The 13,147-nt window shown below is 58.6% G+C and carries 13 protein-coding genes and 1 riboswitch; of the genes, 11 read left to right on the plus strand and 2 right to left on the minus strand.

The window, feature by feature from the left end; translation table 11 throughout:
- Positions 1-4: 4 nt before the first annotated feature.
- On the minus strand, positions 5-1,129 hold the full coding sequence (argE, locus tag ACQZ5Y_RS08255) for an acetylornithine deacetylase (RefSeq protein ID WP_174059998.1): 1,125 nt from the start codon (positions 1,127-1,129) through the stop codon (positions 5-7).
- Between the two features lie 211 nt (positions 1,130-1,340).
- Between argE and ACQZ5Y_RS08260 the strand changes: the two genes are divergently transcribed.
- From ACQZ5Y_RS08260 to ACQZ5Y_RS08280, 5 genes are all read left to right on the plus strand, one after another.
- On the plus strand, positions 1,341-2,219 hold the full coding sequence (locus ACQZ5Y_RS08260; protein WP_174059997.1) for a GNAT family N-acetyltransferase: 879 nt from the start codon (positions 1,341-1,343) through the stop codon (positions 2,217-2,219).
- A gap of 39 nt (positions 2,220-2,258) precedes the next feature.
- Positions 2,259-2,494: riboswitch (cobalamin riboswitch) on the plus strand.
- A 165-nt stretch (positions 2,495-2,659) separates the two neighbouring features.
- Positions 2,660-3,691 carry an ABC transporter substrate-binding protein gene (locus ACQZ5Y_RS08265; RefSeq protein ID WP_112682503.1) on the plus strand — a complete coding sequence of 344 codons (1,032 nt, stop codon included), beginning with the start codon at positions 2,660-2,662 and terminating at the stop codon, positions 3,689-3,691.
- Positions 3,688-4,716 carry an iron chelate uptake ABC transporter family permease subunit gene (locus tag ACQZ5Y_RS08270; protein WP_174059996.1) on the plus strand — a complete coding sequence of 343 codons (1,029 nt, stop codon included), beginning with the start codon at positions 3,688-3,690 and terminating at the stop codon, positions 4,714-4,716. Before ACQZ5Y_RS08265 ends, ACQZ5Y_RS08270 begins: the two co-directional genes overlap by 4 nt.
- Positions 4,713-5,513, plus strand: a complete 801-nt coding sequence (locus ACQZ5Y_RS08275) for an ABC transporter ATP-binding protein (RefSeq protein WP_065659581.1) — start codon at positions 4,713-4,715, stop codon at positions 5,511-5,513. The genes ACQZ5Y_RS08270 and ACQZ5Y_RS08275 overlap by 4 nt, the downstream gene beginning before the upstream one ends.
- Positions 5,510-5,992 carry a pseudoazurin gene (locus ACQZ5Y_RS08280; protein WP_174050548.1) on the plus strand — a complete coding sequence of 161 codons (483 nt, stop codon included), beginning with the start codon at positions 5,510-5,512 and terminating at the stop codon, positions 5,990-5,992. Before ACQZ5Y_RS08275 ends, ACQZ5Y_RS08280 begins: the two co-directional genes overlap by 4 nt.
- A gap of 173 nt (positions 5,993-6,165) precedes the next feature.
- On the opposite strand, the gene ACQZ5Y_RS08285 is transcribed toward ACQZ5Y_RS08280, so the two are convergent.
- Positions 6,166-6,990, minus strand: a complete 825-nt coding sequence (locus tag ACQZ5Y_RS08285) for a class I SAM-dependent methyltransferase (protein WP_174050546.1) — start codon at positions 6,988-6,990, stop codon at positions 6,166-6,168.
- Between the two features lie 113 nt (positions 6,991-7,103).
- Between ACQZ5Y_RS08285 and ACQZ5Y_RS08290 the strand changes: the two genes are divergently transcribed.
- The 6 genes from ACQZ5Y_RS08290 (at position 7,104) to ACQZ5Y_RS08315 (ending at position 13,098) form a co-directional block, all read left to right on the plus strand.
- A complete protein-coding gene (locus ACQZ5Y_RS08290) occupies positions 7,104-8,237 on the plus strand; it encodes an ABC transporter substrate-binding protein (RefSeq protein WP_003511043.1) in 1,134 nt (377 codons plus the stop codon).
- A 94-nt stretch (positions 8,238-8,331) separates the two neighbouring features.
- Entirely contained in the window at positions 8,332-9,471 is a 1,140-nt protein-coding gene (locus tag ACQZ5Y_RS08295) for an ABC transporter substrate-binding protein (RefSeq protein ID WP_065704520.1), read from the plus strand.
- Entirely contained in the window at positions 9,468-10,535 is a 1,068-nt protein-coding gene (locus ACQZ5Y_RS08300; protein ID WP_019564724.1) for a FecCD family ABC transporter permease, read from the plus strand. The genes ACQZ5Y_RS08295 and ACQZ5Y_RS08300 overlap by 4 nt, the downstream gene beginning before the upstream one ends.
- A complete protein-coding gene (locus ACQZ5Y_RS08305) occupies positions 10,529-11,281 on the plus strand; it encodes an ABC transporter ATP-binding protein (protein ID WP_003511038.1) in 753 nt (250 codons plus the stop codon). The genes ACQZ5Y_RS08300 and ACQZ5Y_RS08305 overlap by 7 nt, the downstream gene beginning before the upstream one ends.
- A 209-nt stretch (positions 11,282-11,490) precedes the next feature.
- A complete protein-coding gene (locus ACQZ5Y_RS08310) occupies positions 11,491-11,991 on the plus strand; it encodes an RNA polymerase sigma factor (RefSeq protein WP_013761633.1) in 501 nt (166 codons plus the stop codon).
- A 111-nt stretch (positions 11,992-12,102) separates the two neighbouring features.
- Entirely contained in the window at positions 12,103-13,098 is a 996-nt protein-coding gene (locus ACQZ5Y_RS08315; protein WP_065704222.1) for a FecR family protein, read from the plus strand.
- Positions 13,099-13,147: the final 49 nt, after the last annotated feature.

The following is a 13,147-nucleotide window of genomic DNA, read 5'->3' on the forward strand; positions in this document are numbered from 1 at the left end:
AGGTTCAAGCCGCACAGCGGCTTGCGAGTGTTTCCAGCATCGACTGGCAGGCCGAAAGTTCGCCCGTCGTTATGAACTCGTCCGGCTTGTGGGCGCGGCCGATATCTCCTGGTCCGCAGATGATGGCGTCGATGCCTGCCGCCTGGAACAGCCCCGCCTCCGTGCCGTAGCTGACGGCGGCGAGACAGGGGGTGCCGGTCAATTCCTCCAGAAGCAGAACAAGCGGAGCATTGGCTGCAAGCGAAAGCGCCGGATAATCGCTCATAGGCGTCCATTCGATATCGACACCCTTTGCTGCAAGAGCCTCGACGCTTGCGCGAACCGGCCCGAGCAGTTCAAGCGGCGATATGCCGGAAATCGCCCGTGCTTCCAGCTCGATGGCCGAGAAATCGGGGATGATGTTGATCGCCTGGCCGCCCTTCATCGTGCCGATCTGCAGCGAGGAATAGGGTGGCTCGAAAGTCGCTTCAAAGGGGCCTTTCGTCAGCTCATATGCCGTCTCCACGGCCTTTGCCATGATGCCGGTCATCAGGTGAATGGCATTCACCCCCTGATCAGGGCGGGACGAATGGCCGGAACGGCCACGGATGGTAATGCGAGCTGCTGCTTTGCCCTTGTGTGCACGAACCGCCCGCATATTGCTCGGTTCGCCGATAATTGCGCCCGCCGGTGCGGCGCACAGTTCAGGCAATCTGGCGAGAAGATGCGGAACGCCACGGCAACCCGCCTCCTCGTCATAGGAAAAGGCGATATGCACGGGACGTTTCAGCGCCATGTGCGAAAATGCAGGCGCTGCGGCGAGAACCGTGGCCAGAAAACCCTTCATGTCGGTGGTTCCGCGCCCGTAGAGACGATCATTTTCCGCCCGCAGTGTAAAGGGATCGGAAGACCATTCCGGCTCGCTGGCGGGTACGACATCCATATGGCCGGACAAAACATAGCCGGCGCGATCGGCCGGGCCGAAGGTGGCGAAGAGATTGGCGCGGTCGCCCTCCGGTCCCGCAAGCAGCGATACTTTCGCGCCGTGGCTTTCAAGATAATCGGCGATCCAGCCGGCAATATCGCCATTGGCGGTTCCAACGACCGACGGGAAACCGACGAGACGCTCAAGGATTTCGATTGCGTTCAATGGTCGTCTCCGCTGACCGGATTGTCATCCCGAAAGCTTAGAATGGACTGCGACGTTTATCTGCTGAAATGCGAATGATTTCGGTAGATTGTTGTGACCTTCCAGTGCTTTCAGAAAATTCGTGCTGGCGTAACCGGCTACCGTCGGATGTCGTGGGCTAGGCCGGGACCGAATGAAGGTTGTGAGCCGTAGGGGATGAGGGCCGTTGGTTATGGACCTGCTCAAAGTCGATAGTTTCGAGCTGCGGACCGTGGATATCGCGGACGTGGATGCCGATCATCTGCATGCACTCTCCATGGCCGTCGGATGGCGATATCACGCGAATGAATGGTGTTTTCTGCGGCAATGCGGCGTGGGTCTCGCCGCGCTCGATGAGATCGACCGTGTTGTCGCAACCGCGATGCTCTTTCCCTATGATCAGGGGTTTGCGACGCTTGGCATGGTCATTGTTTCGCCCCGTTTGCAGGGGCATGGCGTAGCACCATGGCTTGTGCAGAAACTTGTCGCAAAATTCCCCACTGTCTCCCTGCGGTTGAACGCGACGGGAGCGTCGCGGCGGTTGTTTTCAAGGTTGGGTTTTGCCGGTGATACGGAAAAAGTATATCTGTTCCGGGGAAGGGCGAATTGCCTTTTCGAGATACCGCCGCCCGGCAGAAAACAACGAATAGAGCCGTTATCCGCAGGTCATCTGACTGATGTGGTGGAACTAGACCGGGCGGCTTTTGGCGTTTCGCGCCGGAACGTTTTGCAGCGACTTTTGACGCAGAATGCGGGTTACGGTGTGTTTGAGGCGGACCGTCTTACCGCTTTTGCGCTGCGCCGTGCGGCAGGGCGGGGCCACATTATCGGTCCGGTCGTTGCGGGTGCGGACATGGATGCGATTGCGCTTGTAAGGCGGCATTTTACCGATCTGGACGATGAGCTGGTGCGTCTCGACACCATCAGCGACAATAGTCTCTTTATTGATTTTATTGCGCAATCCGGGCTGGTGGTGATTGAAACCCTTACCACCATGTCCAAAGACGCGCCGCAACCGGCGCCTTCCGGCGCTACAAAAATTTTCGCGTTGGCGGGTCCGTCTTTGTGCTGAGCAGCAGCACTATCGCAATTGACGCCCCGGCGCTTGCCCCTTATGTCAGAAAGCGACGGTTCCTGAAGCCGAAGGGCAAAGGGATTAATAGGGAACATGGTGCGGGTGATTTCTATCGCCCAATGCCGTGGCTGCCCCCGCAACTGTAAGCGGATTGCCGCTCATCCTCGTGACGCCTGAAAAGCGTCATGCCACTGCACCCTTCAAGGTGCGGGAAGGCAGATGAACGGCGCATATTCGCGAGCCAGGAGACCTGCCGTCATAATATTGACCATCGTTACGGGCGGGGATGCCCGGAAGAGGAGCTGATTATGACCTTTCCGTCCGCGGAAACGTATTTAGAGTCCCGTTCTCCATCTCCACACTTGTTGTCGCTCTGTCACTACGCGTTTTGACGCGCGGCCTGCGGATCACGCCACTTTATTTAGACTGGAGAACATATGTTTCATTTCAAACGCCTGCCGGTTTCCGCCGGTCTTCTGGCTGTCGCACTAGCGGCCTTGCCCGCCGGTGCCGCTCAGGCTGCCGAAACCACCTATCCGCTGACGATCAATAGCTGCGGCCACGAAATCACCTTCAAGCAGGCGCCCGCCCGCACAGTATCGGTCGGCCAGAGCACGACCGAGGTTCTCTATCTGCTCGGCGTGGCCGACCAGGTGGTAGGCACGGCGCTGTGGATCGGCCCGGTTCTGAAGGGTTACGAAGACGCCAATGCCAAGGTGGAGCGGCTTGCCGACAATGATCCGAGCTTCGAGGCGGTGGTTGGCAAGAGGCCGGACCTCGTGACGACGCAGTTCCAGTGGCAGATCGGTCCCGAAGGCGTTGTCGGAACACCGGAGCAATTCGCCGAACTCGGTATTCCCGTTTATACCTCCCCTGCCGATTGCATGGGCAAGGACAATTCCGGCGGCGGCGACGGCGTGCGCAAGTCCGTTTTCACCATGGACCTGATCTACCAGGAGGTCCGCGACCTTGCGAAAATTTTCAACGTGCAGGATCGCGGCGAGGAAGTCGTTGCCGACCTGAAAAAGCGTGAGGAAGCCGCCCGCGCCAAGATCGCTTCGGCGAATGGCAAGATTTCAGCAGTCTTCTGGTTCTCCAGCGCCGAGCTGGATATCGATCCTTACGTGGCGGGCCGCAATGGTGCGCCGGGTTACATCATGTCCGCGCTCGGGCTGAAGAACGTTATCGAAAGCGATGAGGAATGGCCGACTGTTGGCTGGGAAACCATCGCCAAGGCAAATCCGTCCGTGATCGTTGCCGGCAAGATGGACCGCCGGCGTTTCCCCGCCGATGACGTCGCCGTCAAGCTCAAGTTCCTTGCTACCGATCCGGTTGCCAGCATCATGCCCGCCGTCAAGGCGGCCCATGTCTTCGAAATGGACGCGCAGGCGATGAACCCGACCATCCGCACGATCGAAGGCATTGAAACGCTGGCCGAGGCGATTTCCACAGCCGGTCTCGCCAAGTGAACGGTCTTTCCGTCAATCTTGGCAGGGCGGGTCTGGCTTTTGCCGCACTCGCCCTGCTGCTCGTCGCGCTGATGGCCGGTGCGGCCATCGGCGAGACTGCCATTCCGTTCGACGTGGTGGCAAAGACCATTGCCAATCGTGTCTTCCATGCGGGTTATCCGCTGGAGCCGCTAGATGAGGGCATCGTCTGGAGTTACCGCCTCAGCCGCGCCGTTGTTGCCGCGTGCTGTGGCGCCTCGCTGGCGCTGGCCGGTGCGGTGCTTCAATCACTTCTGCGCAACCCGCTCGCCGATCCCTATATCCTCGGCATTTCCGCAGGCGCCTCAACCGGGGCCGTGGCCGTGGCGCTTCTGGGCTTAGGGGCGGGGTTCCTGACGATGCCGGCCGGCGCCCTGATCGGAGCTTTTGTGGCTTTTTCGCTTGTCAGCCTTCTGGCGGTGCGGGCAGGGCACGGCAACAGCGCCATCATCCTGGCGGGGGTCGCCGGTTCGCAACTGTTCAACGCCATGACGTCGTTCATCGTCACCAAATCCGCCAATGCCGAACAGGCGCGCGGCATCATGTTCTGGCTGCTGGGCAATCTTTCGGGCGTGCGCTGGCCGGATGTCTGGCTGGCTTTGCCGGTCAGTATTGCGGGTCTTGGGGTGTGCCTCTGGTACGCACGCGCGCTTGATGCTTTCGCTTTCGGCGGTCAGGCAGCAGCTTCGCTCGGTATTCCAGTGCGCCGGGTATATGCGGTGCTGATCTCGGTTTCGGCGGTCACGACGGCAGTCATGGTGTCGCTGGTCGGTTCTATCGGCTTCGTCGGTCTCGTCATCCCGCATGCGGCGCGCATCTTCGTTGGCGTTCGCCACGGCATGTTGCTGCCGGTGACGGCGCTGACCGGTGCAATTTTCATGATCATCGCAGATATTCTCTCGCGCACCGTCATTCCGGGGCAGGTGCTGCCGATCGGCGTGATCACTGCGCTGGTCGGCGCGCCCGCCTTCGCCTTTATTCTCGGGCAGAAGAGAGGCCGGTCATGAAATTATCCGCCCACGATCTGCATTTCCATGCCGGCAATCTCGACATCGTGCGCGGTGTTTCGCTGGAGGTCGCCACGGGCGAGTTTCTGGGTATCATCGGGCCGAACGGTTCGGGCAAAAGCACGTTGCTTTCCATGCTGGCCGGCATTCGCATGCCGCGTCGGGGTCATGTCATGCTTGGTGAGGAACGGCTTGCCACATTCGGGCGGCGCGAACTTGCCCGCAGGCTGGCCTTTGTGGAGCAGCAGGCCGAAACCACCGAGCGCATCAGCGCGCGACAGGCCGTGGAACTGGGGCGCACGCCCTATCTCGGCCCGCTTTCCGCATGGTCGCCAAAGGACGATGCCATCGTCGATGCAGCGCTCGGAAATGTCGATATGGCGGACAAGGCCGAGCGAAACTGGCATCACCTTTCCGGCGGCGAACGCCAGCGCCTGCACATTGCCCGCGCATTGGCGCAGGAGCCGCATATTCTGCTGCTGGACGAGCCGACCAACCATCTCGATATCGGCCACCAGATCGGCCTGCTCGATCTGGTGCGCAGGCAGGGACTGACGGTTGTGGCGGCGCTGCATGATCTCAATCACGCCGCCATGTTCTGCGACCGCGTCGCCATCATGCATCGCGGTGAAATGATCGCTGTCGGCCCACCGCGCGAGGTCCTCACCTCTGCGACCATCGCCGATGTGTTCGGGGTGCAATCCGTCGTCACCACGGATGAAAGCGGATTTTCACATATTCGTTTTCTGCCGGCCCACGGTGCGGCCGATCACGCAAGGAAAGCAACGGCACGATGATGAAATTGAAAAGACTTGTAAATCTCCGCTTTGGCGCGCGACAGCTTTGCGTTTCCGCGGGACTTGCCATGGTTGTGGCCACAGGGTTTTCCATTCAAGCCGGAGCCGAGACCTTCGAGGTGAAGATGCTGAACCGTGGCGAAAAGGGCTCCATGGTGTTCGAGCCCGATTTTCTGGAGATCGCTCCCGGCGACCGCGTGCGCTTCGTGCCGAGCCACAAGAGCCATAATGCCGCGACGATCGATGGTATGGTTCCCGAAGATATTGAAGGTTTCAAAAGCCGGATCAACGACGAATTCGAGACCGGTTTCGAAAAGCCAGGTTTTTACGGCATCAAATGCTCGCCGCATTACGGCATGGGCATGGTCATGCTGATCAAGGTGGGGGACGCGGTTTTGCCGCAGAGCTACAGGACGGTAGAGGTCCCAGGCCGGGCGAAGCCGCGCTTTGAGGAGCTATTCGAGCGGGCGGAAAAATGAGGTCACCGCATCGCGTTTTCATGCGTCATGCACGACTAGATCCGGCATCCAGCCACGGCGCGTCTGCACCGTGAGAAACTATTATTAAGCGATCAAGGACTTGGTCGCACTGGACCCCGGATCACATCCGGGGTGACGGAGAGCTGGGCGGCAGCTTGGTGGCTTTGGTCGCCCTATCCCTTGCCGGACGTGTGCGGCTTCACGGCGCATATTGCATAACGGTGCTGCAATCCCCGCAAAATGCCTTTCAGCAGACTGAAATTTTTCGCCTGGGCACGATGAATGGCCTGAAGTTCCTGATCGATGGCAACGGGCTCGAAGCCGGTTTCACGCAACAGCGCCGCGACGTCACCAGCTCTTGCACCCTTTGAAAAATAGACTCGCGATAGAATGCTGTTGAAGGTGTTTTCCGGATCCGCCGGCTTGTGCGGCTGGTCCGGCTTCACAAGGCCGATGCTTTCCAGACCCGCCGCCAGCTTCTTGACCAGTCTTTCGCGCCAGCCGGTGTTGACGAAATCGCCATCGACGATCAGCAGGCGTCCGCCGGGTTTCAAGACACGGAACCATTCGGCAAAGCTCGCCTTCGGGTCAACCAGCGTCCAGACCAGATGGCGGGTGATGATGACGTCGGCGCTTTCGTCCGGCTCCATCGTGTTTTCGGCGTCGCCGACAAAAAAGCGGATATTGCGCCCGCGGGTTTTCGCCTTCGCCCTTGCAAGCTCCAGCATGGTTTCCGACCAATCCATGCCGGTGACCTGAAAACCGAGATCGTCCATCAGGTGCGAGATAACGCCGGTGCCGCTGGCCAGATCCAGCGCCTTGCGGCCTTCTCCCTGGCCCAGATGCTTCAAAACCAGCGCGTGCCAGGCCTTGCGCTCTTCTTCGGAGAAAATCTCATGACCCGGGGAAAGGTCGAAAGTCGCGGCGCGGCCGGACCAATAGGTTTTGATTTCGTCTCTCAGACTGTCGTTTTTGCCATAGTGGATAGTATCGATCATCGGTCTTCAGCTCACATACCGGTCAGTTAAGAATGGCTCTAAAACATAAAACTTGACTAGTATAGTCAGAAAATAATACAGCCGCGCCAGTCAACACTGGAGAGCAATATCCGATGCGCATCTCAGCCAAATCCGCGGCACTTGCCCTTGGCCTTCTCGTATCCGCAGCGTGGCCTGCATTGGCCGAAAAGGTCACCGTCAAGGATGTGACCGGCCGCGACGTGGAAGTCAATGTGCCCGTTTCGCATGTGATCCTCGGCGAAGGCCGTCAGATCTATTTCCTGGCGGCGCTCGACAAGGAAAACCCTTTCCAGCACGTTGTCGGCTGGCGCGACGACCTGGCGAAAGCCGACCCGGAAACCTATGCGGCCTATCTCGCCAAGTACCCTGATATTGCCAAGCTGCCGACCTTTGGCGGCATGAAAGACGGCACCTTCGACATCGAGCAAGCCATTTCGCTGAAGCCAGACGTGATCCTGATGAACATCGACGCGAAGACCGCGACGCAGGAGGCCGGTTACATCGAGAAGCTCGAAAAGGTCGGCATCCCGCTCGTTTACGTCGACTTCCGCGAAAAGCCGATGGAAAACACCGAGCCGAGCATGCGTCTGATGGGCCAGCTGACCGGCAAGGAAAAGATCGCCGAGGACTTCATCAAGTTCCGCGCCGACTCCATCGCCAAGGTCACCGATACGCTCGAAAAGGCCAATCCGAAGAAGCCCGTCGTGTTCGTCGAACGCGCCGGCGGTTATTCCGACGATTGCTGCATGTCCTTCGGCAACGAGAATTTCGGCAAGATGGTCGAACTCGCCGGCGGCATCAACATGGCCAAGGACATCATTCCCGGCACGTTCGGCAACGTCAATCCGGAACAGATCATCGCCTCCAATCCGGAACAGATCATCATCACGGGTGGCAACTGGAACGGTTATGTTCCCGGCGGCAACTGGGTCGGTGTCGGTTATGGCGCGGATATGAAGGAAGCCCACCGCAAGCTTGAAAACCTGACCAAGCGCCCGGCTTTCACCGGGGTACAGGCGGTCAAGAACGGCAATGTCCACGCTATCTGGCACCAGTTCTACAACAACCCGTATCAGTTCGTGGCCATTCAGGAAATCGCCAAGTGGCTGCACCCGGACCTCTTTAAGGATCTCGACCCCGAGGCGACCTTCAAGGAGCTGCATGCCCGCTTCCTGCCTCTCGACTACAAGCCCGGTTACTTTGTGTCGCTGAAGGACACGAAATAAGACAGGGACGGTGAAGGGGAGCGCCGTCCGATCGATGGATGAAGCCGCAGCCATGCGGCTTCATCATTTTCTTTTGGAAATAAGAGGATTTCTCATGCGGCTTAACGCTCTCAGGCATCTTGCGGTGCTGGCTTTGTCTTTTCTCGCTTTGCCGGCTTATGCCGGAGAAATCACCGATGTCACCGGACGCAAGGTCGAGCTGGACCTGCCGGTCAAACGTGTCATCGTCGGTGAGGCGCGCCAGATCCACGTCATCGCGGCGCTCAAGGGCGACCAGACCTTCGACACCATTGTCGGCTGGCGTGACGATCTCCTCAAGAAGGACCCTGACAGCTACGCCGCCTATGTCGAGCGCTTTCCGCAGATCGAAAAACTGCCGCGCTTCGGTTATGTGCCGCAGGGCGATTTCAGTCTGGAAACGGCCATTACCCTTTCGCCTGACGTGATCACCCTCAATCTGGAAGCGGAAAAATCCGCCAAGGAAAGTGGTTTCGAAGAGAAGGCCGCCGCCGCCGGAATCAAGATCGTCTATCTCGATTTTCGTATCGATCCCGAAAAGAACAGCGAAGCCTCGATTGAAATTCTCGGGAAAATGTTTGGCGCGCAAGAGCGTGCAAAGGAATTCATCGCCTATCGCCGTGCAGAAATCGCCCGCGTGACCGACCGGCTAGCCAGCGTCAAGGACCTGAAGCGTCCCGGCGTCTTCATCGAGCGCGCGCCCGGCATTTCCGGTGAGGACAATTGCTGCCGCACCTTCGGCCCGGTCAATTTCGGCGCGATGGTCGATCTCGCTGGCGGCCATAATATTGCCGACGGCATCATCAAGACGACGTTCGGCGATCTCAATCCCGAGCAGCTCGTCGTTGCCGATCCGGATCATGTCATCGTAACCGGCTCAAACTGGGCAGCTGAATCCGATATCAACCAGTTCGTTCCCGTTGGACGCGGAGCCGACATGGCTCTTTCCCGGAAAAGACTGGCAAACCTGATGAAGCGCACGCCGTTTCCGGAACTGAAGGCTGTCAAACAAGGTAATGTCCATGCCGTCTGGCACCAGTTCTACGGCGCGCCCTACGAGTTCTTTCCGATTCAGCAATTCGCCAAATGGTTCCATCCCGAGCTCTTCGCCGATCTCAATCCCGAGAAGAATTTTGAGGAATTTCACCGGAAATTCCTGCCCGTCACCTACAAGCCGGGCTACTTCGCATCCCTCGAAAAAGGTTCGAATGAATGAGTTCGTTGAATGAAATCGCCGTTGGCGTGAGTGGGCGCGATCAATATCGCGCCCTTGCCGCACGAAGGATCGTTATTCTCTTCGGGCTTTTCATCGCCCTTTGTTTCAGTATGGCTGCCGACATGGCACTTGGTCCGGCGCGCTACACGATATCAGAAGTTCTGGCGACGATTGCCGATCCGGCTGCTGCTGCAAACCAGCTTCGGGTGGTGATATGGGATATCCGCATGCCGATTGCGCTGATGGCGGTCACCGTCGGCGCGTCGCTTTCGGTTGCGGGCGCACAGATGCAGACCATCCTGTCCAATCCTCTCGCCAGTCCGTTTACGCTCGGCATTTCGGCCGCTGCCAGTTTCGGCGCCGCGCTGGCCCTTGTTGGCGGCGTTGCGATCTTTCCCGGTGCCGTCCAGTACATGGTGCCGATCAACGCCTTCATCATGGCGATGATTGCCGCCCTGTTCATTCATTTTGCCTCGACGATGCGCGGCGTAACCGTGGAGACTATCGTCCTTCTCGGCATCGCGCTGGTGTTCACCTTCAATGCCGCATTGTCGCTGCTTGAATATCTGGCTTCCGAACAGGCGCTCGCCGCCGTCGTTTTCTGGACCATGGGCAGCCTTACCAAGGCCACGTGGGAAAAGGTCTATATCACCGGTGGTATTCTTCTCGTTACGGTGCCGATGTTCATGCGCAACGCATGGGCGCTGACGGCGCTTCGGCTGGGTGACGACAAGGCAGCCAGCATGGGCATCAATGTGCGTCGGCTGCGGCTGCAGACCATGCTGACGGTCAGCCTTCTGGCCGCGATTCCGGTTTCTTTCGTTGGTACCATCGGTTTCGTCGGGCTTGTCGGCCCGCACATAGCCCGCATGGTGGTGGGCGAAGATCAGCGGTTCTTCCTGCCGGGCTCGGTGATCTGCGGGGCGCTGCTGCTGTCGGCGACCTCTGTTATCAGCAAAATCCTCATTCCCGGCGCAATTCTGCCAATCGGCGTCATCACGGCGCTGGTTGGCGTACCGTTCTTTTTCGCGCTCATTTTCGGCAACAGGAGACGCGCATGGTAGCGCTCGCATTGAAGGATGTCGGCGCTGCCTACGGCCGCACGACTGTTCTCTCCAAGGTCGGCATCGATACGCTGGAAAGCGGCAGTGTCACGGCGGTTATTGGCCCGAACGCTGCCGGCAAGTCCACGCTTTTCAAGCGCATCGCCAGCCTGATCTCCGGTCCCGGGCTTGTCGAGTTGTCAGATACGGCACGCGGCAACCGGGCCATCTGCTACATGCCGCAGGACACCGGCGCCAACGCCGTGCTGACGGTTTACGAATCCGTGCTTCTGTCCGCCAAGCAGGGCGGCGGGTGGCGTGTTCACGACGATGAGCTGTTTGAGATCGACGCCATTCTCAAGGCGCTGAAAATCCACGATCTCGCCTTCCGGGGGCTCGGCGAATTGTCTGGCGGTCAGCGGCAGCTTGTGTCCCTGGCGCAGGCGCTGGCCCGCAAGCCGGAGGTACTGTTGATGGACGAGCCGACATCTGCTCTCGACCTCCACCGGCAGGTCGAGGTTCTGGGGTTTGTGACCGACCTTGCCCAGAAGACTGGCATGATCGTGCTGATCGCCCTGCACGACCTCAATCATGCGCTTCGTTATTGCGAGAATACGATGGTGATCGCGCGCGGCGAAATGGTGGTGAGCGGCAGCACCGAGACGGTGATAACTCCGGCCATGCTGCGCGATATCTACCGCATCGATGCGCGTATCGAACCCTGTTCGCAGGGCAGGCCGATGGTTATAGTCGACGGCGCTATCTGACGCTATCACAGGGCCCGGCCGCGCCTGCCGCCGGGTCTGCGAGTCTCTGGCTGTTGCAGGACCCGCGACCGCACAAATTCTTGATAATAATAGTCATGAAATAGCTGTTCGGTCGAGAGTTTGGGTGCTAGAGGTTTAGACGGGAAAACTGCTTTGTCGTTTGGGGGCTTGCAGTTTCGTTTATCCTTGAAATTTCTCTCGGTTGAGACATGGGCATACGGGAAGATGACAAGCGTTATAACGCTTACGTCGCGCACAGGGTTGACCTGATCAAATACGCCACGCTTATTTTAGGGTCGCGGGCGGACGCGGAGGACGTGGTTCAGGAGGCATTCCTGAAATTCGTTCCCGAAGGTTCCGGCAATCCCTCCAACCTCAAATCCTATCTTTTCCGCATCGTCCGCAACCTCGCCCTCGATAATCGCCGCCGCAACCGGCAGGACCTGCGGGAGCGTCCCGACGATACCCCGTTCTGGGGCATACCGCAGGGTCACGGCACACCAGAAGAGCACGCCCTGTTCTGCGACGAGGTCCGACAGATGCAGATTATTTTGGCCTCTCTGCCGGTCCAGGCGCGTGTGGCATTGGAAATGCATAGATTTGGCGGTTACAATATGGAAGAGATCGCCCGTCACCTCGGCGTATCCGTGGCTAGCGCCCACCGTCTGATTAAGAGTAGTATTGCCGCCATTACCAAAGAAATGCAGTAAAATAGCCTTTATTGTTTCATCTTGTGAAAAAAAGTTCTCCCTCAAACGTCTTTATAGCAACACGGAAGACGAGGCATCTCCTCCGCCCAGTCAAAGGAACTGACCGGCTCAATGACAATTGATCCCGATAAAAAAATAACATTGCCGACCGGGAAGGCGGAGGAGGCTGCCGACTGGCTGATACGCCTGCAGACGGGTTCGGCGGAACCGAGGCTGAAGGCGGAATTTGATCAATGGTTGGCTGCTTCGCCGGCAAATCGTCTGGCCTGGGAGCGGACATGCAAGACTTGGCGCAATCTCGGTCTGGTCGAGCCGGGTTTAAAAAGCCTCTGGGAAGACGCGCCGCACCTGCCTGACGTTGCCGGAAAACAGGCATCGCGACGGCGCTGGTCCTTGCGGCATTATGCCGGCATGGCGGTGGCAGCAGTGTCTCTCTGTCTTGCGGTACTGTTCGTTCCCACGCTTTTCGTCCATATCAAGGCCGAATATCAGACCAGTACCGCAGAGAGCCGCACCATAACCCTTGAAGACGGCAGCAGGGTGCAGCTTGCCGCGGCAAGTGCGCTTACCACTGATTTTGCCAATGGCCGCCGTAATGTGAAGGTGCTGAAGGGCGAAGCTTTTTTTGATGTCGTGCCGGATAGCGACCGTCCCTTTGTCGTGGAGGCGAAAAACCTGACCGTCCAAGTGCTCGGCACGGCTTTCGATGTCGACATGACGGATGGCGTGACGCAAGTCGCTCTTGCGCATGGTTCCGTGGAAGCTTCCTTCCGCAACGCGCCACCAACGCGGCTGGTGCCGGGTGAGATGCTGGTTGTCGACGCCTCCGGTACAATCCGGAAAGAGACCGTTCCCGTCGAGGATATTGGTGGCTGGCGCAACGGCGAGCTTTACGTTGTGGATGCGACGATCGGTTCTGTCGTCGAGCAAATCCAGCGGTATCATCCCGCATGGCTGACGATGGCGGACAAGACGCTTGCAGAGCAGCGTGTGACTGGCTTCTACAATCTTCGCGATCCGGACCGTGCGCTGGAAGCATTGGTGGAACCCTATAAGGGCAAGGTTCATGCAATTGCCAATACTGCCCGCATCATCACCCGTTTCTGAAGCGCCATAAAACAAAAAATCGTATTTATTTTCAGTCGTTTATAAAAAA

Source organism: Agrobacterium sp. A3-95, assembly GCF_053521785.1.

What these genes read in the sequence shown, in the direction of transcription:
- ACQZ5Y_RS08260 (WP_174059997.1), top strand. Translation starts at nt 1,341, where the DNA reads ATGGACCTGCTCAAAGTCGATAGTTTCGAGCTGCGGACCGTGGATATC.
- ACQZ5Y_RS08265 (WP_112682503.1), top strand. Translation starts at nt 2,660, where the DNA reads ATGTTTCATTTCAAACGCCTGCCGGTTTCCGCCGGTCTTCTGGCTGTC.
- ACQZ5Y_RS08275 (WP_065659581.1), top strand. Translation starts at nt 4,713, where the DNA reads ATGAAATTATCCGCCCACGATCTGCATTTCCATGCCGGCAATCTCGAC.
- ACQZ5Y_RS08280 (WP_174050548.1), top strand. Translation starts at nt 5,510, where the DNA reads ATGATGAAATTGAAAAGACTTGTAAATCTCCGCTTTGGCGCGCGACAG.
- ACQZ5Y_RS08285 (WP_174050546.1), bottom strand. Translation starts at nt 6,990, where the DNA reads ATGATCGATACTATCCACTATGGCAAAAACGACAGTCTGAGAGACGAA.
- ACQZ5Y_RS08290 (WP_003511043.1), top strand. Translation starts at nt 7,104, where the DNA reads ATGCGCATCTCAGCCAAATCCGCGGCACTTGCCCTTGGCCTTCTCGTA.
- ACQZ5Y_RS08295 (WP_065704520.1), top strand. Translation starts at nt 8,332, where the DNA reads ATGCGGCTTAACGCTCTCAGGCATCTTGCGGTGCTGGCTTTGTCTTTT.
- ACQZ5Y_RS08300 (WP_019564724.1), top strand. Translation starts at nt 9,468, where the DNA reads ATGAGTTCGTTGAATGAAATCGCCGTTGGCGTGAGTGGGCGCGATCAA.
- ACQZ5Y_RS08305 (WP_003511038.1), top strand. Translation starts at nt 10,529, where the DNA reads ATGGTAGCGCTCGCATTGAAGGATGTCGGCGCTGCCTACGGCCGCACG.
- ACQZ5Y_RS08310 (WP_013761633.1), top strand. Translation starts at nt 11,491, where the DNA reads ATGGGCATACGGGAAGATGACAAGCGTTATAACGCTTACGTCGCGCAC.
- ACQZ5Y_RS08315 (WP_065704222.1), top strand. Translation starts at nt 12,103, where the DNA reads ATGACAATTGATCCCGATAAAAAAATAACATTGCCGACCGGGAAGGCG.